The following is a 22,720-nucleotide window of genomic DNA, read 5'->3' as shown; positions in this document are numbered from 1 at the left end:
TTATCACCGCTGCCCCCTCAATCGTGTTCTCCATTTGTTACAGCCGCAAACACCTAAAGATAAGAGGTTAGTTCGAGGAACAAGAGACCCCATCAAGGATCGAAATATCGCCAATCTCAGATCCGAATGGCATGCAAGATATGCGCTCTGTATTCAGCACAGCCTCAGAAACCTATCAGTAACTGAGGATTTCAACCGAGCTGGAGAGCTGTTCGTTGGGCAGTTTTTCACCCCCTGAGGGGTGCGGGGGTGTTCGAACGAGCACCCCTCAAACAGAACTATGCGTGGAATAAGCAATCCACAGCCGTTTGGAGAGTCACACGCGAATGAGACCGACGTCGTCTACGTCGGCTACCGCCAGCGAGGCCGCGCCATCGTCGAGAAACGCCCCAGCCAAGAACAACTCACGCCGGAGCGAAGTCTCGAGCTAGCGAACCACAGCCCCGCCGGATTCAGCTTGGGATACGCCGGCAGTGGTCCAGCCCAACTCGCGCTCGCCCTCCTGCTCGATTACACTGATGATGAAGAGGTCGCACTGGCGGCGTACATGTCCTTCAAGACCGAGGTCGTGAGCCAGCTGGAGTGTACAGGAGCCGACGGCTGCTGGCGACTCACCGGGCGCGAGATAGATGAAGCCCTTTGTGAGACAGTCGACGAGCCGGTCGCACCGTCCGTCAACTAACAGTCAGAGAGCCATCCATGCCAGAACACACACAGCAGTCCCGTACGAACGCAGAATCGACCGAGAACAGTGAGCGACAGGGACCAACCGAGTACGTTGAGCGAAGCGATGTCGGCGTCTCACTCACTGTGAAGCTGACTCGCGGTACTGGTACCCGCGACCAGGACAAGATCACTGCCAAAGTGAAAGCGAAAACGCTCGAAGAAGCCCGGGAGGACATGGAATCCCTTCGGAGATACATTCACGCCCTCGCCGAATACGCCCGCCAGATCCAGCCAACAGACCCACACGAAGGGTAATTCTTTTGGATGTTGCACAGAATTTTGTAACCATAGGATGTACGAAGTATGCGGTGAAAAGGAACTCAAGGTCATCCTCGCGCTCGACCCAGGAGATTCCATCTCCGGGGTCGCGCGAAAGATCGACGAGAACCGGGAGACGATTCGGCGCGTCGTGAATCGCCTTGAAGAGGCGGGCTACGTCGCGTACGATGATGGCCTCCACCTCGTCGATCAGACGCTCCGAGACGTCGGTCTCGAGTTCCTGACGGCGGCAGCAGCCACCTCGACGCCATCGATCTCGGAGACGTACGTCCTCCCCCAGTTCGCCGGCATGGACTACGCCTTTACCGCCATCGATGCGGTCTACGTCTGGACCCGCGGTGGCTACCAGGTCGCTCGCGACCCGGCGGACTATCCGCTGTTCATCGCTGTCCACGAGTCCGACCTCGACGCCTGGACGTCGTTCTTCGACCGATTCGGGATCCTGACGGCGGAAGAGCGCCAGCCCGCTGACGACCTCGATGGCGCCATCCAGGTCGTTCTGGAGCCACGGTCACGTATCGAGACCGAGATGGTCGATGGACGGCCCGTCATCCCGCTTCAAGATACCGTGGCGTTCGCAAACGAGTACTACGCGACCTTCGAGTCGGCACTCGACATGCTCGCCCGGATGTACGACGACGTCGACACGGACGCAGCCTACCGGATGGAGCCCGACTGAAAATGAGTCAAGAAGACCGAAGTGAGGCACTCATCGAAGTGCTCGAAGAACTAGAGCAGTCAGATATTAGGTTCGTTCTCGTTGGTGGGTACGCGATCAGTCACTTCGAGACGCGGTTCTCGACCGACCTTGACCTCGTCATCGCCCCGGACGACTACGATGAAGTCGTTGCCTTTCTCAAAGCACACGGCTTCGAACGACAGGCTGATCTCGAAGTTCCCCCAGAAGAGACCATCTATAATCGTAAAATCGAACTCTTCGAGCGCTCGGAGGGGCTTCCTCACCCGGTCGGCGTAGACATCCTCGTGAACGGCCTTGGCTGCCGACAGACCGAAGCAGAGTGGTCGTTCGACTATCTGCGCAAGCATAGTTCTCCGAGGACGATATCAGGCGGTACTCGGTCGACAACGGCACGAGCAGCCGACGGGGAAGTACTCGTCGCGGTCAAACTCCATAGCGGTCGGAAAACGGATCTCGCTGATGTCCTCGCTGCCATTCCGTCGATCGACCTCAACATGGTCGAGACGCACCTGCATCGCGGCGATGCTGATGCCCTTCGGGAACAGCTCAGTGGGGCAGAAGCATTCATCGAAGAGGGCGGGCTCGATCACCGGTTCAAGAGTATGTTCGGTCAATCATCAGCCTCGGCTGAGGATATCGAGACGCTTCTCGAGTTCCTCAAGCGGCAACAGGAGTGAAATAACACTCACTGCGACAGCAACAGCGGCTGTATCTGTAAGTGGCCGTCGCCAAAGTTGCGCTAGAACGGGAGTGAGCAGGTGCTGTTTGTGGTTGCCTTGAGGGCGTGGAGGCGAACACCAGTGAGCGACTCGTCAGATCAATATGTAGAATCGGGCGGCCTAACACCAGAGCAGCGTCTCGAACCACCGAACACGCGCCTCATCAACGCCGGTATCGTGACGACCAACGACATGGAGATGCTTCGAGCGTGTGTTGCCTACGAGAATGCGAACCAAGGACGGGTTCTGATACTCCGACGTCTCGATCGTCGTGCTGAAGGCCGCCCGCTGGTGGTATCTCCACGGAAAGGGTGGCACCGATCCAGCGTTCGAGTGGGCCATCGAGTGGACTCGGCATCTCGCGACCGACGCACCGAGCGACGTCGAGCAGTTCGACGAATTTCTCGAATATCTCACCACGCTCGGCTTCGCAGACGAGAAAACAAGCCCTCCGCTAGATTGCGTTGTTTTTCGCGCCCCGAAGGGTGCGGCGCGGTCTGAATCGGCGCAGTTGCGGTAATTCGAGTCCAGAAAATCATGGCTACGAGTAGTGATTCGTCGGTCTCGTACGAGGAGACCGACACCCGACACGACGAGATGCACAGTACCATCGAAGAGTGGATCGACGACCTCGTCGACCGCGTCGACGATGCACAAGCAAGTGAGGAGTTCCAGGAATGGTTGGACGTCCAGAGTCGTTTCCACGACTATTCACACCGAAACACGCTCCTAATCCAGCTCCAGTGTCCCGAGGCAACGAAGGTCGCAGGCTACAACACATGGCGGAACGACTTCGATCGCCACGTCCAGGAAGGCGAACAGGCCATCTGGATTTGGGCACCGATCATCACCAAGCGATGTCCTGAGTGTGAGAATTCGCCCAGCTACCACGATAAAATCGGCTGTGAGTACGACGAGAGGCCGCCGGATGAGTGGTCGAAAGGCCTCGTCGGGTTCAAACCAGCACCAGTCTTCGACGTGTCCCAGACGGAAGGAGACCCGCTTCCCGAACTGGAGACAGCGGCGATGGGCGACGCCAACGACCTGGTGCCAGCGCTCACAGAGGTAGCAGATATCCTCGGTGTGACAGTACACATCGTCGACGACGACTGGGATCATGGCGACGCGAAAGGCGTCTGTAAGTCTCGGAGCAAACACGACTTTAAGCCAGTTGTCGAAGCGAAAACCCGAGCGAACCAAGCAGATCTCGCGGTCACGCTGATTCACGAGTACACCCACGCGCTGCTCCACTTCGATATCGACGATGAACCCGAACGGGCAAAACGCGAGGTCGAAGCAGAAGCCGTCGCGTACATCGTCGGCCGATATTTCGGACTCGACACAAGTGGATCTGCGTTCTACCTCGCTGCGTGGCAGGGCGAAGACTCGGAGGCAATTCTAGAGCGACTCGGTCGAATCAGTTCCACCGCTCAGGACATAATTCGGTCACTCTGGGAGTGACAATTTCGACAACTTCTGAGAATTACTCATAGTCGGGACTAATCGAGTGAAGTTCCAGGTGCGTTGTAAAAAAGGTTTTCACGCCGTCAAAGGGCGACGGCGTGCACGAACTCGTCACGTCGATTCAGCCGAAATCATAACCGAACGAACTGACGTCGTTGAGACTGTCGGTGACGACGCTGGCCGCGAGGCCGTACTCGGTGCCGTTGGCTACGTCGACCGCCTCCTCAAGCTCTCGACGGGGATGACTCCGACCACCGGCCCGAAGATCTCTTCTTGCGCGATGCGCATATCCGAGTCGACACCGGAGAATACCGTCGGCTCCACGTAGTGGCCGGTCTCGTGACAGGCCTCGGACGGGACCCCGCCCCCGGTCTCGAGCGTAGCCCCCTCCGACTCGCCGACCTGGACATAGTCGAGGGTGCTCTCGCGCTCGTCGGCGATAATCCGCGGCCCACCGAGCACTTCACTCCAAGTCGATCCGACGACGCGCGGCGTCAGCACCACCTAGTCGCGGTCGAGCGAGAGGTGGTTCTGGGGGAGTGGCCCCTCCCGGAACACCTAGGGCCGCGCCGCCGAGCTCGCCGTTGTCGAGCGTCCTGACCAGCGTCTCCTCGTTGACGAGGCCGCCCCGGGAGGTGTTGATCAGGTACGCCGAGGATTTCATCCGTTCGAACTCCTTGTGGCCCATCATCCCCTCGGTGTCGTTCGATAGGCGGACGTGGAGCGTCAGCGGTCCCCCCTTGACCCGCACCGTCGATGTCGCGTGACGACGGCGCCACGTCGGAGTCGATCCCAGTCAGGATTCTTCGAAGCATCGATCCCGTCCCGAATTCCGCTGCCCACCGTCGTTCGGCCGTCAGGTGAATCCCACTCGTGGGGTGCGTCCGCCCCTCGACGAGGTGGAACGCGAGTGACGACCCGAGGGGAGCCGACAGACCAGCCCTCCGGACCGACTACCAGATAGGTTTGTTCGGGAGCCAGTCAGTGTGGTCGGCCATGGCGTCCGCGTACTCCGCGGCCATAGAGTCGACGCTCGAGTACGCGAGTACGTCCTCCTTCCGATACTGCTCGTGGAGCCGTTCGAGTTCACTCTCGTCGATTCGGACACCCAGTCCGGGGGCGTCCGTTGGGTCGATCCTCCCCCCCTCGAACTCGAACGGCGACTGGATTACGTCGTCGGCCATCCAGGGGTAGTGTGTGTCACAGGCGTACCGGATGGTCGGCATCGCACAGGCGACGTGGGCCATGGCCGCCATCGACACGCCGAGGTGGGAGTTCGAGTGCATCCCGACGCCGAGGTCGAGCGTCCGGGCCACGTGGTCCAGGCGCATGTTCCCCGACAGGCCGCCCCAGTAGTGGTGGTCGCTGAGGATAACGTCGACGGCTTCCGTCTCGACGGCGGGCGCAACGTGGTCGAACTCAGTGACGAACATGTTGGTCGCGACCGGGTAGTCCACGTTACGTTTGAGCCGTGCGTGGGCATTCATGGACACCACGGGGTCCTCGAGGAACTCGACGCGGAAGTCCCCCTCGCGCATCTCCCGAGCGAGCCGCGTCGCGGTCCCGACCGACCACGCACCGTTGGGGTCGAGCCGCAGCGGGGTGTCTGGGCCGAACTCCTCGCCGAGCAGCCGCAGCGTCTCGAGCTCCTTGTCGGGCTCCAGCACGCCGCCTTTCACCTTGATCGTCTCGAACCCGCCCCGGTCGACGAACTCGTGGGCCTCCTCGACCATCGCCTCCGGCGACAGCACCTCATCCGGCGTGATCGCTGCGGTGTCCGGGTCGGAGTCAGCGTACTTGTAGAATAGGTACGCGGAGAACTCGGCGGCCTCGCGCACCTTCCCCCCGAGGAGGTTGTAGACGGGCTCGTCGACCGCGCGGCCGATCAGGTCGAACAGCGCCGTATCGATCGCGCCGTAAGCCATGTCGTCGCCGAGTTTGTATCGGAGGCGACTCGACTCGTAGGGGTCCATCCCCTCGACGAGGTCGTGTGCGCCTTCGAGCGCGTCAATGACTGCCTCGTCGCCGTAGGTCTCTCCGACGCCCACCTCCCCGTCGGCGGTGGTGAGTCGGACGATTGTGCGTGCGGCTAGCTCGCTGTGCGCGCCCCACGAGTTCCGGAGCGGTGGCTCCCGGTGAGCGACCGGGATGACTTCCATGTCGGTAATGCGCATGACGACTCTCTACTCCCAACGGCACGTCAATGTATGGGTGGGACCTGCGTATACCACGACCGATCCGGCCGAGCCATGGCGAACGACACCGAACCGCGCTGGTCGGAAGATGAGGGGCGGGTAACGCGCCGCCCGTCTCTCCCGACATCGGTATTACTGGAGTCTCCGCGAGCGGGCGCCGCCGCGCTACCTCGACATGCCTGAGCCGTTCGAGGCTTGGCTCGAGGAACAGAACCTGCGCTGAGCCGCCGGGGGAGCGCTTGGCGTCCGTTCTGCGTCCGTCCTCCGTCCGGTTCGCCTCTCATTCTCTGGCAAACCCGGAGGACCACGGCGGTAGAGGACGAGCCTCGGATACGATGACGTACGCCACCGCAGGCCCCGGGTTCTAGTGGCTATGGAGGGTACTTGCTAAAGAAGAAGTAGTATCGATTGTGGGGACACCGATACATGAGCGTCCAATCGGTGAGAGAGTGGGGCGAACTGTTTATTCAGTAAGGACGGTGACAAGGCCATCGAAGTTCAAGATGACGCGCTGGGCGGTGTCGCCGAATAATGCTTTCCCGGTTGGTGACCGCTGCCGCCCGGCGACGTAGATGTGTCCGCACCCTCGCTCCTCTGCCACTCGAAGCACCTCGTCCGCGAGGTCGCTCTCGTCCGCGACGATGGTGATGACGTCGTACTCTACCGAGTCGCCGATATTGGTGAATTCCTCGTTGGCTGTTTCACGAACGAACTGCGCTGCCAGTTCTCGGGCATCGTTGGTCTCGAACGATGTCTGGAGAGCATCCTTCATCGCTTGGAGCGTATCGGTATCCTCCTCGAGTCTGTCCTCGGTCAGCCACGACAGCAATACGAGGGGTGTGCCTGTCGCGGCGGCGACGCGGCCCGCTTCGCGTACGAGACGTTCGTGTGGCTCGGTACTATCCACGACGACTAGAAACGGCTGCATATCGATTGGATAACTTTCTGTTTATTAAAGCTATTCCGTTGCTCGTCGGTATGACGCTGTTCCATTATACATTCGTCTCGGAGCAGGTTTACACTGCGGCCGCATTCGGCTACTTCGGTCGGCAACGGATTCTGGGTGCAGGTAGTCCGTCTCAAAACTAATCGAAGAACCCGGCTATGTCGCCAACCAGCTACTTCGTGACCGACCGCTCTGCGACGGCGGCGAGCACGCACTACCGGACACGTGGGCGCCAGCAGTTATCGACATAACGACTAGACGGGTGTGGATATGCCGGTCTGTACGTCCAACTTCTCACGAGTTGGTCCGACCCTGCTGATTGAGGATGTCGACAATGACGTTGGCGAACTCGACAGTTCGTGTTGGGAGGCCGTACCGGTCGGTCTGCATGGCATACTCGCGGAGTTCGGCCACTGTCTCCTCGGTGTGGTTCAGCGTCGTTACCGTTTCACGGATGTCGATTTCGAGTATTCCGTCGTCCGTCTCCAACCACGGTTGCGTCTGCTGTTTCTCGTCGTACTTGATAGCGTGCGTGTCGCCGCCGACGGCGTTCACCACGTCGTCGACGAATCCCACCTTGAGGCGGTCATTATCAGCTACCAAGTAGAGCGTTTCGCCCGCGCACTTCGGTTCGTACCGTTTCATGTCTGCGTGCTACCGCTGTCAGGTCATAATTGTGTCGTCGCACCGGTCCCTCGAAAAACGATTCACAGTGGTTTTCGACATCTTAAATTCTGGTGACCTACCGCTGTTCCTGCGTTCGTACTCAGAACCATGCAAGTGTCGACGTGTGAGTATTCTGTAGCCCCTCTCAGAGATCAGTACTCGGACTAGGCCTGCTCTGACGATTCACTTTTGGAGGGACTCTGACTGTCCACTGTAGCTTCCGCGAGAGGTTCACTACTCCAGTAGGGATGATCCTCGCTGTAGTTCCGGAAACACGCAGAGTTGTGTTTATCGCCGGATTCACTCTGTAAGCGAGGTTGCTCTTGCTTACAGACCTCACGCGCCTCCGGACATCGTGTATGGAACCGACATCCGCTTGGCGGATTGACTGGGTCTGGAATGTCTATTCCTCGGATCGGAGGACTCCCAGATGACTGATCGACGTCAAGTTCCGCTGTAGACCACTTTAGAACCTTCGTGTACGGGTGTTTCGGGTTACTTACGACTTCTTCTGCAGGGCCGATTTCAACTATCTCGCCAAGATACATTACGGCAATCCGGCCGTCCGCTTTCCCAGCAATGTATCGTGCATTCGAGAGATTGTGAGAGATAAACACGTAAGACGTGTCAAAGAGATCCTGAAGTTTGAGCATAAGGTCCATCATCTCTACACGGAGTGAAACGTCGAGCGCACTCACTGCCTCGTCTGCGAGGATCAGCTCCGGATTCATTAGTAGCGCTCGAACGAGAGCGATTCGTTGCTGTTCGCCGCCGCTTAGTTGATGAGGGTACCTCTCAGCGTAGTCTTCAGGCGGCGACATCCCGACGTAGTCAATCAGTGCGAGGATTCTACTTACTCGCTCTTCTTTGCTCAAGTCCGGTTGTGTAATATTTAGCGGGACTTCTAGACTCTTTTTCACCGACCGATTTGGATTTAGTGCACTCCCCGGATCTTGGTGAATGATCTGTAAGGAGCGACGGATCTCCTCGAAGGGGATATCTATCTCGCCCTCGTTATCATGTGCCACCCAGATATTTTGATCTCTGAAGGAGACGCGACCGCCGGTAGGGCGCTGCCCCCCGATCAAAGCTTTACCGAGCGTAGTTTTTCCGCACCCACTTTCCCCGACGAGCACTACTACGTCGTTTCCGTAGATATCCAGATCGATGTTATTCACCGCCTGAACAGTCTTCGACTCTTTCAGGAGCTGGCTGAAACCATCTCCCTTCTGTTTGAAGTGCACAGAGAGGTCTTGTGCTGAAACAAGAGGTTCAGAAGACTGTTGACCCTCGAACGTAGTAACGCTCGAGTCATCCCTCTCTGAAGTCAATGAGATTTCATCTACGGAATCCTCCCAATGGTAACACGCCGTCTGATGATCACTATCGACGTCGAAATACGGCGGATCTGTAGTCCGGCATTGTTCGTCTGCGAGGGAGCAGCGAGGATGATAGGAACAACCATCAGGCACGTTCACCGGGTCTGGGCTCGAACCTTCGATGGGTCTCATTTCTGAAAGCGATGCATTGAGATTGGGAACCGCTTTTAATAGAGCTCGTGTGTACGGGTGAGTCGGATGATTTAGCATCTTCTCTGTTGGACCCACCTCTACGATATCGAAAGCGTACAACACCGCGAGTCGATCGCACAAACCTGCAACTAGTGGGAGATCGTGAGTGATAAACACGATCGTTAGCTCGTACTTTTCTTGCAGCTTCTCTAATAGACCGAGAATCGACCGCTGCATCAGCAGGTCAAGCGCTGCGGTCGGCTCGTCCATAACAAGAACATCGGGTTCAAGAATAAGGCTCAACGCCAGCAGCGCACGTTGCTTCATTCCTCCACTAAGTTCGTGTGGGTACGAGTTGAGTACCCTCTCTGGGTCAAGATGCAAATCCGAAAGCAGCTCCTCCGCGTTTGCCATTCCTTCTTGTTCTTCTACGTCGTGAGCGTCGATGGTCTCCTTGAAGTGAGTCCGGACATTTAATGTTGGATTGAAGGAGCTCATCGCGCCTTGGAAGACCATTGATATTTCTTCCCAGCGCAGTTGTCGGAGCTCTTCGTCACTCAGATTCAGTATATCGATGGGATCCCCCTTATCAGGATAATATGTGATCTCACCAGTAGTTACTCCCGGATCGTCAACAGCGTCGAGTAACGACGAAGCGAACATGGACTTCCCACTCCCACTTTCTCCCACTACGCCTAGGATTTCCTCCCGCTGGATATCTATACTAACGTTGTCGAGGACTTTAGAAGTCCCCCGATCCATGTCAAAAGTTACAGAGGTGTCTCGGAGGCTAAAGATAACGTCTTCATCCAGCTGTTGGTTCGTAGTTGACTTCTCGGCCATGTGACTGCTTCCGGTCTGGTTGGCTGTCATTATGTGTGCCTCGTGCTTTGTAAGAAGGACTTGACTATCTCGCCATCACCGTATTGAGTGCCTTGAGAACGGCTATCTCCTAGATGGTGACCCTGTCAAGTCCTGCCTTGTCACTCGTAATCTAAGGTGTGGTTACTCTCCTACTTAATTATTTCCCTCATCGAATTGCTCGTACACCACCGGAAGTAGTGAGTTGGAGCTAACGAGTACCCATTACTCCAGAGCGGATTGCCGGCACCGCAGAAGGATAAACCCGGAGATGAGCAGACCTACTGTGAATATTACCACATTGAACTGTAGAATCACAAATCCAGGAGATGTTCGACTGAGAAACAGAAACGAAAATCCCAGTAGAATCAGGAAGAGCAGATTGAGGACGAAGGTGTAGAACACTGTCCGGCGTAACGAACAGAGGTTGTCCCAGAATTTCGATGTGAAATCATCGCCCATACCAGTATATTCCTGCATCTCAATTAAAAATCTTCTGACAAAGGAAGGAGTATTGTCCTAAAATACTGGTACCGACAGGTAGCAAATGCTCACAGCCGTGATTGACTGGCTTTAGCTGAGCGTGGCCGGAGGGGTCGGCGAGTGCATTCGGAGGGTATTTCGGCGTTATGAAAACGCAGTTGACGATATCGATGTTCCCATGTGTGGCGTGGTGAGATCATGCTCCGAGGAGGAGGCAGACTATCTGCAGCCTCAGCCGTGCCCCGATCAAGTCGCCTCTTACTCTTCGGATTCTCTCTTCCGCACAGTCGCTATAATCGGTGAGGTGTTGGGTTCTGATAACGACACCCAAGAACCACGTCCACCTCACAATTCAACCTTATTCGAATACTGCCGATGCGATGGAAAACGGGTAGACTTCAGATTAGAAAGTGAAAGAACAGGCTACTGCCCGGATTCTTTCTTTTCCGATTTGTGCTTCGCTCTAATCCGTGGGTTGACGACTCGATCAAGTCCCTGAACCAACATTATCATCGCCCACGAGAGGAAGATGACGGCGAGGATCGGGTAGAGCAACGCATGGAACTGGGATGGTGTCTGTGCCGACCCCGACTTGTACGCTAAGTTCATCAGAACGCCCCAGTTTAGTCCCTCGAACGGAAGTACGCCAAGGAAGTATAGGGCGACAGAGCTGAAGATGACCTGTTTCGAGGTATCCACGAACCCGATCAGGATTAGCGGCATCATCTGGGGTGTGATGTCTCTCGTGAGGATTTGTCGGGTGTTGACGCCCATAAACCGAGAGGCTTCGACAAATGACTCTTCACGGACCGTTAGTACCTGAGACCGTATTCCACGAGCGTGGCCAGCCCAAGAATTGATCGAAATAAGGATACCGACGAGAACCGGATGAGTCGGCTCAAAAACCGCTGACAGAACGATGATTAATGGGAGACCAGGAATGGTCATCGCCACGTCAGTGAACGTCATGAGCAGTTCGTCGACTCGCCCACGTTTGTAGCCGGACACAATTCCGATAGTCGCTCCAATGGACGTAGCGAAGACCCCTCCTGCTAGGATCATTATGTACATCGAAGGTGCAGCATGCACGATAGCGCCGAACACGCTTTGTCCGTTACCGTTCGTGCCCAGCGGGTACTGCCACGTCGTAAAGGGCTGAATCCAGGCTTCTGGGTACAGCGTCGGTTCCGGTACGATTAGGACCCCGACAGTACCCATTAGTGCGTACAGTCCCAAGACGATGAGACTTACCTTCGTTCTCCAATCCGACCACGCAACTTTCCAAATTGCGTGGAATTCTAAGAGTATTTCCTGTAGTCGACTGCTTCCGAGTTCGCTCTCGTTCGACTGATTTTCTTGGAACGACGCGAGTGGGAATTCCTTCGTTCCTCCGTCTGTGCTTGTGGGCTTCTGTTCGTGTGTGGATTCCTCAGTAGGCTTCATGAGAATCGCCTCCAGTACTGGCGCGCGGGTCGATTAACCCGTAGGTCATGTCTGCGATCGTGACTGCGATGATGACGGCGAAGGTGATGATTAGGAAACCACCCATCATTAGTGGGTAGTCGCGAGAGCTGATCGATCTGAAGAAGAAATATCCGACTCCCGGATATCGGAAAATCTGTTCGAGAATAATAGAACCACCTAGCATAAACCCAATTTGGATCATTATACTAGTGTAGATTGGCAGTACTGCGTTACGAGCTACATACTGGGTCCGTATTCTACCAGATTTCAAACCCCGGAGCCGCGCGACTTGTAAGTAATCTTCTCCAAGGACACGAATTGCGTTACCCCTCATTCGAAGTGCTCGCCCCCCGAAAGCCGTGAGTACAACTGACAGAATGGGTAGTGCCGCGTGCCAGAGAACGTCAATAAAGTATTCCAGCGTGAAACCGGCCTCAATACCCATACTCGTCCGATTGCCGGACGGGAATAGTCCATACGTGTATGCAAATATAACAAGCAGGAAGACCCCCATAATGTAATACGGAATGGAATTCATTGTCACCGAGAACGTACTCAGGAAGTAGTCTATCTTAGTACCCTCATGATACGCCAGGAAGGCACCTAACGCGATTGAGATTGCCAAGCTAATTATCAGGGCGACTCCCATGATGAACAAGGTCCACGGGAGTGCTTCGGCATATATCGCAGAGACAGATCTGTTATAAAAGAACGAGGTCCCCAGATCAAAGCTTAAGAGCGAAATGAAATAATCGATATACTGCACCCAGATCGGTTCGTCCGGCCGTATGCTTATGTACTGTTCCACCATGCGATTGATTTCCTCTGGTCCAGCAGCAGGATTGCTCCTCCGTACTTTGGCTCGCACGAAGTCGGCAGGTCCCCCTGGCATAAGCCGAGTCAATACGAAAGTCAAGGTAATGACGATGTAAGCTGTCAATCCTGATCGAACAAACCGTTTCAAATAGTAGTTCATTGGTTTTTACTCGCTATTTTTCGATCGTACAGGTAGCTATCTCGATCCTTTCCGATGGGCAATTCATCTTCGCGGGACATCGTCTATGCATATAGCTCACAAATATCGATGGACGGCACCCAAATAAACCTACTGGAACAATCCGGACAGATCGAGTTCTACGTCGCTATAGGTGGGCCAAGAGCCGTCTACTGTCTGATTCGTCTGACTTTCCCGGTAGAGACCGCATTACTGGAATCGTTACCTTGCGTAAGGTTGCATTGTACCGCTCGGTCGACGGAGTAGGATGCTCACTCTATTATTTCCGCTTTACTTCCAGCGTTAGAACGACGCTTTCCGAGACTCACTCTGAACTCGATATCGCAGCCAAAAACTGCGGACACCGAGCAAGAACGACTGGTTTGCCGAATCGTTGACGTACACGAAATCTTACGTCGTGTAGTAGACGGCAGTGCTCTGGCCTTACCCTTTGATTTTCGGGTACCCCGCTCGAATCGGCCAGATCTGAATGTTACCAACTCGCATCCACGGGTTCTGGTCCACCCCATATTCGTCTTTGGAAAGCCCCCGGTCGCCAGAGGGTTGAGGCCATTCCCACTCATCCGTCGTATATGGCGAAGCTTGATTCCGGACCACGTCGTACGTTTTGTCTTGGTTCCAGTTGTACACCCACGCTAGCTTTTGCAGAAGCGGTCGCTGTTCTTCTTCAGACGTCGCTTCGGAAAGATCTGAGAGGACTTGATTGACATCAACAACCGATTTCTTTCCATTGGGTTCTCCAATCGGTGGCACTTCCAACTTGTACTCGTTCTCTGAACTCTCGTCGTCCCAATTCATCGGCCAAGCAGTGAGGTGGGCTTCTTCCACCATATTGAGGCTATAGCCGTTATACGGAATCGGAGTCACCTGCCCCTGCCACCAGTGCAGTGCGTCGTACTCATGGTTTGGAACCGATTGTCCCTCGTACGTGGTCGATTCTTCGTTGTAGATCTTTACTTTAACTCCGAAACTTTCCAAAGTTTGTTTCAGTGCCTGACTACGGCCGGCAAAGTACGGTGGCGACTTGACGCTGATCTCGAACGTCTTTCCGTTCGGACGTTTCCACCACTCCTCGCCCTTGGTGAATCCCTCACCTTCCAGAAGTTTAGTCGCCTCGTCTCTGTTACCGGTCTTGCCGAACGTGAGATAATCTTCCTTCCGATCACCGAGCCACTTGTCAGTCAGGAAATTTGACATTCCGCAGGGGACGTCGGCAGCCTCGAGCATGAATTCGCCGTATGCTTCCCCTTTGACCATCAATTCGCGGTCAATCGCGTTTGCTAATGCCCACCGGACCTTCCGGTTGTCTAAGGGCTTTCGGCGAGTGTTCCATGTGATGGCTCTGCCGGTGTGGCGCTGTTGAACGATCCAGTCAACCCAGTCGTTGTCATTGTTGTCCAGTTGCTCAATCTGTTTACTCGTGATGGAAGCATTCTGTGCAACGTCTGCCTCCTTGTTCATGAGTTTCTGCCACCGTTGTTCCGGTGTGTCAATGGGAAGCATGACGACCTGATCGAATTCGAGGTCGTCCGCCGTTATGTGCGGGTTCGAGTAGTCTTCGTACACCTCGAGGATTAACCGGGTGGCGTCTGACCCTTTATATTTCAGTGGACCACAACCCAGCCCTTGTTCTACCATCTGTCTACCGGTGAACCTCTTCTGCGTGAGGTCATTCATCGCACCTTGACGTTCATCGTCTCCACCGGCGTTTTTCAGAGCCTCGAGGTTCTCTCTGAATATATCGTCACGGTACATCCACCGCCTCCCCCCGAAGAGTGCCTCCTCAACGAGCAGTTGATTGGCTTTCTTGGCTAAAGATAGCTCTACTGTCTTTTCTCCAGTAGCCTCCGCTTTGGAGATGAAATCCCAGAGCGGATCATCGAAGAACTCTAGCAGCTGCAGGTTGCCGACGAAATCCTTCGCTTTGTACGAAGTGCCATCGTGCCAAGTGAAGTCGTCGAAGATGTGGATCTGGAGCGTCTCTCCCTCTTTGATCGTCGAAGGCCACTCCCAGTCTTCTACGAGGACGTTGTACCACTCATCTTCCTGCTGGTGGTATCCTGCCGCGTAATCGAAGACGAGAGTACGGTGCATATCGTCGGTGCCACCGTTCCACGGATTGAAGTTAATCTCGTCTGGCTTCGCCTCGTCCATGTACATTCGGAGAGAAGCGGAGTCGCCGTTGCCCCCACCACCACCGTTGCTACCATTTCCGCCAGTGTTACTGCCATCGCTGGAACAGCCAGCTAATCCAGCAACTCCAGCGGTTCCTAACGCACCGACGGATTTCAGAATCTGTCGACGCTTAGCTTCATGCTTATGGCTATCATTACGCCTGCTTCTCTTTACCATGAAGTACTCGTATTTGTATGGCATAATAAATCTTTCCCACCTCTCATTCTAGTCAGCTTGTCGTCCATGTTCTTCCAGAACGCTTCTCTCCACCGTTGGGACAGCACAGATCTCGACCAACCGGCAGTTTTGGATACGTTCAACCCCTCAGTTACATCTCTGTGAAAAAACGGAACACTACGATCACCTGCACCAACACTCTCACTGAGTTCAGTTTTCTGGTTGTTCGAGAGTGTGTCTGTTTAGGAGATCACATTGAACAACTCGACCCGATAGCGGACGTCGCCACATCGCCTCGACTGCCACCGCGATGGCCGTCTCACACAAGCGCGTCCTGTCTGTTCTCGTTTGGCGCCTGCATCCAGGTTCGGAGTTGGAGAGCCGCTTTAACGCCGAGACCATTCCATCAACGACGGTCTATTTGGGGATTCCGTAGGTGTGGCCGGTCCAGTCCTTCGCAGGGGTGTCGTAAACCGGTTGGTCGCGATCGAGGTCATCCAAGAGATCGCGGTCAGCGTCGTCAATCCTGAAGTCAAACAGCTCGATATTCTGTTCGATGTGTTCGGGTGAGGTCGACTTGGGTAAGACTACAACCTCGTTCTCGATAGCCCACCGGAGGGCAATCTGGGCTGGATTCTTTTCGTACTTGTCAGCCAGTTCTTGGACAGTGCTGTCACCGAGAATTTCCGTCCGTGCGAGCGGGGCGGCAGCCTCGATGACGGTGTCGGTCTTAGAGCAGTAGTCGACGAGGTCCGGTCGCTGGAACCACGGGTGGAATTCGATCTGGTTGACTGCAATTGGCACGTCGCTGATGTGCTGCGCACAGCTCAACTGGTACGCGCTGAAGTTTGAAACGCCGACGTTTCGAATCAGCCCTCGGTCGTGCAGCGTCGCCATCGCGTCGAGGGACTCTCGAAGTGAGACTGCTGGGTTTGGCCAGTGGATTAGGTACAGATCGAGATAGTCGGTACCCAGTCGCTCCAGAGATTGTTCACAGGCTTCGACGAGCGAGTTGTAGCTGAGGTGCTTCGGGAGCACCTTAGAGGTGAGAAATATCTCGTCACGCTCGTACTCGGCAAGCGCCTCGCCGATTGCGGCTTCGTTTCCGTACCCTTCGGCTGTATCGACGTGCGTGTATCCGGCGTTGAGTGCGGCCTGCACAGAGCTCTGGACCGTTTCGTTGTCGAGGTTCCAGGTACCCTTTCCGACGGTCGGGATCTTGTCACCACTTGGGAGTGTTACCTCTGGGATTGTCATGAGTTCGTTAAACGAAACATCACACACTGTCTTAACTATTCGGGAATCCCGTTTACACTGCTGCTGTCAGCCTTGGTGAGACAACTCACGACACCTGCCAAACACTGTACATCCAGTAGAGAGACCACCGATATCGCTGTCCGGTGGGTAATCAGTACGTTTAGGTGTGAGGGATCTAATCTATGGATATGGAGAGAACTTCCATCTCCGAACAGGAGACGATAGAGCCTGAGGAAGGGGTCCGGGTGACCCAACTCGTCGCCGGTGAGAATATGAACGCCCAGCACTTCCGTTTCGATCCGGGTGCGACGGCGATGGAGCACAGCCATCCCCACGAACAGATCGTCTACATCCTTGAAGGCACGTTCACGGTTATTCTAGACGGAGAACCCTTCGAGTTCGAGGCAGGCGACTCGTATGTCATCCCGGGCGACGTGCCACACGCCTCTGAGAACAACACGGACGAGCCGGTATCTGGTATCGACGTCTTCAGTCCCGCCCGAGACGGCACGCCCTGGGACTAAGGCTACCGAAGCGGTCGCGTTCCTCATTTTCATCCAGTTGGCCAGATCGTAGCTCTCAGGAGAGGATCCGGGGCTGAGATCCGTTAGTTATCATCCGATAGCATGCATCATCGACTCTGCGTTCGCGAACTTTTTCGTGGACTGAAGCGTGGCAGCTCTCGCGGAGATTGTGCCGAATGACATCCACGGGAAGACCCTGCATCGGTGCTCTATCACAGGATCGGTAACCGAGTGGTCCCCCTGCGCAATGCCGGTCCAGACTCTCCGCTCGTTTTTCACAGATTCGCTGTCGAAACTGGATCGAATCGAAGGGCTATTTCGGTGCCACCCACTCCCGACAAAGAACAGTTACTCGGGCGGGGCGTCCCAGTCTTCACCGTTATCTTGGGGATTATAGCCGAGGACCTCTCGGGCGTGCTCGATATCGTACCAGCGGCGGTCGTTGTCGCTGACGCCGTTGAAGATGTCGAACTCGACCGAATCATCCTGGAGGCAGCAGTCGACCTGATGGGCGAAATCCCGGCGAGACTGCCACATACACTTCATGCGTGCAACCTGCTCCTCGTACTCTTCGCTGCCCCGTTCGATCTGTTGGTTCTCGCCGCTTCCGGCCTCGAACTCGCCCTCCTGGACCATGCGCTCGGCGTCGCCGTACGGGTGGTCCCACTCGGGCATCCGGACGCTACAGATGCGGATCGCGTAGAAGCGCTTGGGATGCTCGTGGTTCTCGACGTAGTAGCGGCCCAAATCTTCGCCGAACGACTTCGTCGCGCCGTAAATCGAGTCCGGACGCTTCGGGTCCGTGTGGTCGATCATGACGTCCGCATCCCCGTAATAGATCTCCGGCGCGTTGTCTATCTCGTACATGCCCATCACGTGATTCGTCGATCCGTAGACGAAGGTCTCGACCTCGGCCGCCCGGGCCGCCTCGAGGGCGTTGTATATCCCGTCGGTGTTGGGTCCTTTCACGTCTTCCCACGACCCGTACGTGTAGGGGAAGGCCGCGAGGTGAATGACGGCGTCCTGTCCGTCGAACGCCGGTCTCATCGCCTCGTAATCCGTGACATCTGCCAGGTACGTATCGTACCCACCCCACGGGTGATCGTCTGATCTGTCCGACCTGTTGAGGTACGTGAAGTCGTACTCGTCACGGTCGTGTAGATGCTCGATGATCGCAGTGCCACACCGACCGTATACTCCAGTTGCTAGTACGTCCATGATTGAAAGATTTCTCCGTTGTTGGTCTATATACTTGACGAAATCCGTCGTTCCGGCGGTTCGTACGCACCGATTACTTGGCGGGCGCTCACCGAACCCGTTCGCGTCCCTGCGTAGCGAAAAAGTGCGCTGTTCCCGTCTGGCGGAGGGGTGCTCAGTTACCCTGGCCGCCCTTGTGGCCGACGTGCCCCTTCGGTTCCGGGAGGTACGTGGGACAGGCCTTACCGGGGTCATCGTTCGTGCCGCCATCGTACTCGTTGCCACAGAGGACCTCTTGGTCCTCGGCGTCGCTGGTCGGGAGCTTGAGCGCCGCCCCGTCGTTGTCCAGCAGCCGGTTGTAGTACACCGAGTTCTTCTCGCCGGCGTATGGCACGTCTTCGTGGGACGTACTGACGCCGAGTCTGATGCCAGCGCCGGCGTTGTGCGAGAGGTCGCAGTAGCGGACTGTCGACCGCTCGCCTTGGATGTTGACCTCCCCGCCGTGGATGTACGCGGAGCCGTACCCGGTACAGTACTCGACGAGAACGTCATAGGTCCCCTCCTTCGTGTTGACCAGCTCCGAGTTCACGTGCCCGGCGCTGTTGTCGACGTGGTGGACGTGGACGTCGTGCGAGCGGTCCACCTCGCCGCCAGGGTTCTTCTCAAGTTGCGACGGCGAGGTCCCCACGTAGACAACTTCGCCGTTCGACCCGCTCTCGTCGAACAGGTAGTGCGAGACCCCGGTCGGGCCGATGACTTCGAAGTCGCCGACTTCGGCGCCGTAGATCATCTTCAGGCGGATCGCTTCGCCGGTCGTGTTGCCGACGGCGTGGGGCGTGATCTTGACGTCGGTGAGGTACTCGGGCGTCTCGGGGACGCAGTAGACGAGCTTGTCCCGGTATGACGACTCTACGTCCGGATTGTCCGGATCGTGGAGCCCGTTGAGGGTGAGCCCGGTCAGGTGAACGTGGCTGTGCTTGATTTCAAAGCTCCGGGCGTCGCCGCCGCCGGAGTACACCGCCGACCGCGGGCCGGTGATCGTGATCGGGGCCCCGGGGCCGCCGCCGCGAACGGTCTCTAAGTTCTCTAGGTATCGCCCCGGAGTCACGTGGATCGTGTCCCCGGCGTAGGCATCGTCAATCGCGTCCTGAATCGTTGAGTACCTGTCCCCTTCACCGTTCGATTGCTTGTCGACGATGAGTCTGTCATCGTCGCCGGACGCGGCGCTGACCGAGCCGGTCGTACCAATGCCTGTGAGACCACCTAGGACACCAACGGCGGCCGCTCTGCGGAGCACGTTTCGTCGTGATTGTCTTGGGAACATTAGATATCCCGTATCGGCCTATAATCTAACATCATATATATCTAATTGATAATTAGATTATGAGAATATATGAATACTCGTCAGCCGTTCACTCTGGCGAGACAGTCGTTGTCGGGTCGCGCTCAAGCTTCCACTGTGCGCCGGCCGCGTCCCAGCGCCAGAGACCCTCGGGATTGTCGTTCTGATTGTCGTCGTTCTGGACTATCTCGCCGTCGTGGACGCCGACGTAGCCGCCCTCTGCGATGTCTTTTTGCGGATAGACTAGACCGTTGTTACCCAGGTGGGCGGTGCCGTCGCTGCGGGCCTCCAAGACATTCTCGGCAGCGTTGCGGACCGACAGCGAAACCCTATCAGTCCACTCCTCGTGCCCGAGCAGGTGCAGCGTCCGCTCGGGGGCATTGATCCCGAGGCCGAACATGCTGCTGTAGCCCGCACCGGCGAATTCCAAGAGCTGAAGCCAGCCATCGTCACCGGTGCCGTGGTTGAACTGGGCAGGATTCTCCGAGAAGCGGTGGCGCTGGGCGACCGTCTTTGGCTGGTCGTTCATGTACTGTAAGGCCGGGCTGATGTCGATATCACCGACGGCCCACACGCGAGCCATCGGGCGCTGCCGTGAGTCGTCCATCGGAGTGTACTCGGCGCCGAGTGCCGCGAACTCGTCGAGCCCGTTACGCACGACGGCGATGTTTTCCGCACCCTCGCGGACGATGGAGACGCCTTCGTGGTAATAGCGCTCGACCAGGCGCCGCGAAGTCCACTCCCCGTCGTCGTCCTTGACGAAGACGTCGTAATTACCGACGCTGTGGCGTCGCCCGTTCTCCAGGTGCAAGACGCCGTCGTCGTCGGTGATCAGGTGAGCTTCGACATACCCGTCGTCAGAGATCCGAGCGTCACATTTCTTCCATTTGTAATTGTGCGTCGCGCCGGGGATCTCCTCAAGATCCCAGCCGTCGTTCCACGTGGCGAGGAAGTACTGCCCGTCGCCTCGGTCTGGATGTTCGGCTCCGAAGACGACGTGTGTCTGGTCCTCGCCGAGAGCGTGCTTGACCGGAGTGACGTACTCGCCATCGTACACCTTGACGTTGCCCTCATCGTGTTGGCTCCATGCGACGGTGTCGCCGTAGCTGTTGCCAGCAAGGTCGTACATCTCACCCATCTCCGGATCGTAGTACGCGTGGTACGCGTCGGAGTGATAGTCGTCATGGTTGTCGCCGTTGGCGACGAACCAGGAGATATGGAACTTACCGTCACGCTCATCGAAGTCCGTAATGTACGCGTCCGAATCCTGCTCGGAGTGCTCAGTCACGTCCAGTACCGGACCAATGTCTTGCCAGGTATCCCCGCCATCTGTCGAGCGGACGATGGTCGCGAATTCGTGGACGGGATAGGTATCACCGTGGGAACTGCTTCCGTCGGCGTAGCCGCCACCGGTCCGGTAGAGTACGTAGACATCGTTGTCGTATACCAATGGAATCGGATACGTACCTTCCGGAACGTCAGTCATCTGCCCCCTTCGCTCCCAAGAGGTGACATCGTAGGGGTTCTCGCTGCGGGCGTAGTAATGGTAGCTGTTGTGCGAGCTGTAGAAGACGTGGATGATCCCGTCGTCGTCGATGGCTAATGCTGGACTGGCGTGGCGGTCGTCTGCCATGTGGTCTGCATCGATCCGATAGTGGGGAGACCGCTCGCGAGCCTTGTGATCGTAGGTCAGCGCGTACTGCTGACCAAGGTCTCCGCGAATGACGACGAAGGTCGTATCCTCGCTCTCGACGTACTCCGCTTGCTTACCGTGGTTCCCAGTCACCGCGTGTCTCGCGCCACGGTTGGTGAACAATACGGGATCGCCGACCGCAGTGCCCGCTGTACGACTGGTGTCGATGTGCTTATCTCTGTTTGATGGCATGGCTTCCTCTGATTGGGGACCTCTATTATAACTTTGGAAGGGAGCCTTATTATCGAACAGTTGTCCGGTCCATCAGGGGGTGATCACACCTTGTCGGCGTGGATCCACGGCCTCGTCATCAGCTCAAACTGCTCATAGGGGATCCTATGCTGGAGGGGATCGTCCCGCGCGAACCGTTCCACCTCGTTAATCATCGCCGCAGTGAGTGGGTGCCTGATTGCCGACCCGGCCATGTGTGGCGTGAGAACCACGTTATCTATCTCGCGCAGTTCGCTGTCTGGTTCGAGCTTCTTATGCTCGTAGACGTCCAGAACTGCCGAGATGCGGCCAGTCCGAAGTTCATCGAGCAGCGCCTCCGTGTCGACGATTGCTCCTCGGGCTGCGTTGATAAGCAGGCACCCATCCGGGAGCAGCCCGAGTCGCTGTTCGTCCATCAGGTGAACGGTTTCCTCGGTTTTCGACACGTGGATTGAAACCAGATCCGACCGGGTCAACACGTCCTCGAGGCCGGCCAGTTCGGCAGCCTCCCACTCGGCCAAATCCTCTTCAGCGATATACGGATCGTAGATGATGACGTTCACGTCGAAGCTTTGCAGGTGGTCCAAGAAATTTTTCCCGATGGTCCCCAGCCCCACGAATCCGACCGTCTTGTCGAACAACGTGTCCACCCGTTCGTTATCCCGATCCCACTTCCCAGCCATCATGTCGGCGTGGAAGCTTGGGAAACTGCGAAGGGCCGTCAAGGCGCCAGCGATGAGGTACTCACCGACGAACTTCGCCATCACGTCGTTCGCGCTGCAGACGGCGACGTCGGTGTCGTAGGCATAGTCAGTCACAACAGCTGCGACACTTCCGCCGATGTGTGTCACTAGTTCCAACTGGCAGTCCTCGACTGATTGGAGGATTTCTCGGTCGATACAAGGCGAACCCCACCCAGTCATACAGACGTCGACCCCTTCGAGATGATCTATGAGCTCGTCAGGCGTAAGATTCGACTCGCTGTTATTCCATTCTACCGTTCCGAGCCCTTCCAGTCGACCCGCTAGTTCGTCGGAAAAGAACGTCTGGGTTCCTCTTTGCCGGTCAGGAAGTGTAACTAGGATATCCATCGTTTCAAGCTATCGAGTTCGCGAG

21 protein-coding genes and 1 pseudogene are annotated in these 22,720 nt (G+C 56.5%); 8 read left to right on the top strand and 14 right to left on the bottom strand.

Going from position 1 to position 22,720, the window contains the following annotated elements:
- The first annotated feature begins 280 nt into the window (after window positions 1–280).
- The 7 genes and pseudogenes from HUG10_RS20370 (at window position 281) to HUG10_RS20345 (ending at window position 3,885) form a co-directional block, all read left to right on the top strand.
- On the top strand, window positions 281–682 hold the full coding sequence (locus HUG10_RS20370; protein ID WP_179171530.1) for a DUF6166 domain-containing protein: 402 nt from the start codon (window positions 281–283) through the stop codon (window positions 680–682).
- Between the two features lie 17 nt (window positions 683–699).
- A complete protein-coding gene (locus tag HUG10_RS20365) occupies window positions 700–981 on the top strand; it encodes a DUF7389 domain-containing protein (protein ID WP_179171529.1) in 282 nt (93 codons plus the stop codon).
- Between the two features lie 37 nt (window positions 982–1,018).
- Window positions 1,019–1,684 (top strand): RNA polymerase subunit sigma-70, encoded by a 666-nt coding sequence (locus tag HUG10_RS20360; RefSeq protein WP_179171528.1) that lies wholly within the window; start codon window positions 1,019–1,021, stop codon window positions 1,682–1,684.
- 2 nt (window positions 1,685–1,686) lie between these two features.
- Window positions 1,687–2,382 (top strand): nucleotidyltransferase family protein, encoded by a 696-nt coding sequence (locus tag HUG10_RS20355; RefSeq protein ID WP_179171527.1) that lies wholly within the window; start codon window positions 1,687–1,689, stop codon window positions 2,380–2,382.
- Window positions 2,383–2,505: 123 nt separating this feature from the next.
- Window positions 2,506–2,700, top strand: a pseudogene (locus tag HUG10_RS21935) (hypothetical protein); the annotation flags it as partial.
- Window positions 2,696–2,944 (top strand): hypothetical protein, encoded by a 249-nt coding sequence (locus HUG10_RS20350; protein WP_179171526.1) that lies wholly within the window; start codon window positions 2,696–2,698, stop codon window positions 2,942–2,944. The pseudogene HUG10_RS21935 and the gene HUG10_RS20350, both read left to right, overlap by 5 nt.
- A 17-nt stretch (window positions 2,945–2,961) precedes the next feature.
- Complete coding sequence (locus HUG10_RS20345) at window positions 2,962–3,885, top strand: M78 family metallopeptidase domain-containing protein (RefSeq protein ID WP_179171525.1); 924 nt, start codon at window positions 2,962–2,964, stop codon at window positions 3,883–3,885.
- A gap of 210 nt (window positions 3,886–4,095) precedes the next feature.
- Here HUG10_RS20345 and HUG10_RS20340 read toward each other — a convergent pair whose 3' ends face one another.
- The 10 genes from HUG10_RS20340 to HUG10_RS20295 form a co-directional block, all read right to left on the bottom strand.
- A complete protein-coding gene (locus HUG10_RS20340; protein WP_246310477.1) occupies window positions 4,096–4,392 on the bottom strand; it encodes an aldehyde dehydrogenase family protein in 297 nt (98 codons plus the stop codon).
- Window positions 4,352–4,639: an NAD(P)-dependent oxidoreductase gene (locus tag HUG10_RS20335; protein WP_179171524.1), complete on the bottom strand. Its 288-nt coding sequence runs from the start codon at window positions 4,637–4,639 to the stop codon at window positions 4,352–4,354. Before HUG10_RS20335 ends, HUG10_RS20340 begins: the two co-directional genes overlap by 41 nt.
- A gap of 202 nt (window positions 4,640–4,841) precedes the next feature.
- Window positions 4,842–6,062: an enolase C-terminal domain-like protein gene (locus HUG10_RS20330; RefSeq protein WP_179171523.1), complete on the bottom strand. Its 1,221-nt coding sequence runs from the start codon at window positions 6,060–6,062 to the stop codon at window positions 4,842–4,844.
- 484 nt (window positions 6,063–6,546) lie between these two features.
- Window positions 6,547–7,011, bottom strand: a complete 465-nt coding sequence (locus tag HUG10_RS20325) for a universal stress protein (RefSeq protein ID WP_179171522.1) — start codon at window positions 7,009–7,011, stop codon at window positions 6,547–6,549.
- A gap of 312 nt (window positions 7,012–7,323) precedes the next feature.
- Window positions 7,324–7,674 (bottom strand): hypothetical protein, encoded by a 351-nt coding sequence (locus HUG10_RS20320; protein ID WP_179171521.1) that lies wholly within the window; start codon window positions 7,672–7,674, stop codon window positions 7,324–7,326.
- 185 nt (window positions 7,675–7,859) lie between these two features.
- Window positions 7,860–10,049: an ABC transporter ATP-binding protein gene (locus HUG10_RS20315; protein WP_179171548.1), complete on the bottom strand. Its 2,190-nt coding sequence runs from the start codon at window positions 10,047–10,049 to the stop codon at window positions 7,860–7,862.
- 924 nt (window positions 10,050–10,973) lie between these two features.
- Window positions 10,974–11,993, bottom strand: a complete 1,020-nt coding sequence (locus HUG10_RS20310) for an ABC transporter permease (protein ID WP_179171520.1) — start codon at window positions 11,991–11,993, stop codon at window positions 10,974–10,976.
- The gene (locus tag HUG10_RS20305; protein ID WP_321169549.1) at window positions 11,980–12,825 is read right to left on the bottom strand and encodes an ABC transporter permease; all 846 of its coding nucleotides are present in this window, start codon (window positions 12,823–12,825) and stop codon (window positions 11,980–11,982) included. Before HUG10_RS20305 ends, HUG10_RS20310 begins: the two co-directional genes overlap by 14 nt.
- A 627-nt stretch (window positions 12,826–13,452) precedes the next feature.
- Entirely contained in the window at window positions 13,453–15,381 is a 1,929-nt protein-coding gene (locus tag HUG10_RS20300) for an ABC transporter substrate-binding protein (protein ID WP_179171518.1), read from the bottom strand.
- A gap of 417 nt (window positions 15,382–15,798) precedes the next feature.
- A complete protein-coding gene (locus HUG10_RS20295) occupies window positions 15,799–16,638 on the bottom strand; it encodes an aldo/keto reductase (protein ID WP_179171517.1) in 840 nt (279 codons plus the stop codon).
- A 188-nt stretch (window positions 16,639–16,826) separates the two neighbouring features.
- Here HUG10_RS20295 and HUG10_RS20290 point away from each other — a divergent pair, with 188 nt between their 5' ends.
- Window positions 16,827–17,162 carry a cupin domain-containing protein gene (locus tag HUG10_RS20290; RefSeq protein ID WP_179171516.1) on the top strand — a complete coding sequence of 112 codons (336 nt, stop codon included), beginning with the start codon at window positions 16,827–16,829 and terminating at the stop codon, window positions 17,160–17,162.
- Window positions 17,163–17,510: 348 nt separating this feature from the next.
- Here HUG10_RS20290 and HUG10_RS20285 read toward each other — a convergent pair whose 3' ends face one another.
- The 4 genes from HUG10_RS20285 to HUG10_RS20270 all read right to left on the bottom strand — a co-directional run bounded on the left by HUG10_RS20285 (window position 17,511) and on the right by HUG10_RS20270 (window position 22,695).
- On the bottom strand, window positions 17,511–18,380 hold the full coding sequence (locus HUG10_RS20285; protein ID WP_179171547.1) for an NAD-dependent epimerase/dehydratase family protein: 870 nt from the start codon (window positions 18,378–18,380) through the stop codon (window positions 17,511–17,513).
- Between the two features lie 154 nt (window positions 18,381–18,534).
- Entirely contained in the window at window positions 18,535–19,467 is a 933-nt protein-coding gene (locus HUG10_RS20280) for a hypothetical protein (protein WP_179171515.1), read from the bottom strand.
- A 304-nt stretch (window positions 19,468–19,771) separates the two neighbouring features.
- Complete coding sequence (locus tag HUG10_RS20275; protein WP_179171514.1) at window positions 19,772–21,586, bottom strand: BNR-4 repeat-containing protein; 1,815 nt, start codon at window positions 21,584–21,586, stop codon at window positions 19,772–19,774.
- 83 nt (window positions 21,587–21,669) lie between these two features.
- Window positions 21,670–22,695 carry a hydroxyacid dehydrogenase gene (locus tag HUG10_RS20270; RefSeq protein ID WP_179171513.1) on the bottom strand — a complete coding sequence of 342 codons (1,026 nt, stop codon included), beginning with the start codon at window positions 22,693–22,695 and terminating at the stop codon, window positions 21,670–21,672.
- Between the last annotated feature and the right edge of the window lie 25 nt (window positions 22,696–22,720).

This window comes from Halorarum halophilum, assembly GCF_013401515.1.
GTDB lineage: Archaea > Halobacteriota > Halobacteria > Halobacteriales > Haloferacaceae > Halorarum > Halorarum halophilum.
Note: the sequence above shows the minus strand (reverse complement) of the source record. Positions and strands in the feature narration are given on the sequence as shown.

Excerpts from the sequence above, each read along its gene's own strand:
- HUG10_RS20370 (WP_179171530.1), top strand. The coding sequence starts at position 281 with ATGCGTGGAATAAGCAATCCACAGCCGTTTGGAGAGTCACACGCGAAT.
- HUG10_RS20365 (WP_179171529.1), top strand. The coding sequence starts at position 700 with ATGCCAGAACACACACAGCAGTCCCGTACGAACGCAGAATCGACCGAG.
- HUG10_RS20360 (WP_179171528.1), top strand. The coding sequence starts at position 1,019 with ATGTACGAAGTATGCGGTGAAAAGGAACTCAAGGTCATCCTCGCGCTC.
- HUG10_RS20355 (WP_179171527.1), top strand. The coding sequence starts at position 1,687 with ATGAGTCAAGAAGACCGAAGTGAGGCACTCATCGAAGTGCTCGAAGAA.
- HUG10_RS20345 (WP_179171525.1), top strand. The coding sequence starts at position 2,962 with ATGGCTACGAGTAGTGATTCGTCGGTCTCGTACGAGGAGACCGACACC.
- HUG10_RS20330 (WP_179171523.1), bottom strand. The coding sequence starts at position 6,062 with ATGCGCATTACCGACATGGAAGTCATCCCGGTCGCTCACCGGGAGCCA.
- HUG10_RS20325 (WP_179171522.1), bottom strand. The coding sequence starts at position 7,011 with ATGCAGCCGTTTCTAGTCGTCGTGGATAGTACCGAGCCACACGAACGT.
- HUG10_RS20320 (WP_179171521.1), bottom strand. The coding sequence starts at position 7,674 with ATGAAACGGTACGAACCGAAGTGCGCGGGCGAAACGCTCTACTTGGTA.
- HUG10_RS20315 (WP_179171548.1), bottom strand. The coding sequence starts at position 10,049 with ATGGCCGAGAAGTCAACTACGAACCAACAGCTGGATGAAGACGTTATC.
- HUG10_RS20310 (WP_179171520.1), bottom strand. The coding sequence starts at position 11,993 with ATGAAGCCTACTGAGGAATCCACACACGAACAGAAGCCCACAAGCACA.
- HUG10_RS20305 (WP_321169549.1), bottom strand. The coding sequence starts at position 12,825 with ATGGTGGAACAGTACATAAGCATACGGCCGGACGAACCGATCTGGGTG.
- HUG10_RS20300 (WP_179171518.1), bottom strand. The coding sequence starts at position 15,381 with ATGGTAAAGAGAAGCAGGCGTAATGATAGCCATAAGCATGAAGCTAAG.
- HUG10_RS20295 (WP_179171517.1), bottom strand. The coding sequence starts at position 16,638 with ATGACAATCCCAGAGGTAACACTCCCAAGTGGTGACAAGATCCCGACC.
- HUG10_RS20290 (WP_179171516.1), top strand. The coding sequence starts at position 16,827 with ATGGAGAGAACTTCCATCTCCGAACAGGAGACGATAGAGCCTGAGGAA.
- HUG10_RS20285 (WP_179171547.1), bottom strand. The coding sequence starts at position 18,380 with ATGGACGTACTAGCAACTGGAGTATACGGTCGGTGTGGCACTGCGATC.
- HUG10_RS20275 (WP_179171514.1), bottom strand. The coding sequence starts at position 21,586 with ATGCCATCAAACAGAGATAAGCACATCGACACCAGTCGTACAGCGGGC.
- HUG10_RS20270 (WP_179171513.1), bottom strand. The coding sequence starts at position 22,695 with ATGGATATCCTAGTTACACTTCCTGACCGGCAAAGAGGAACCCAGACG.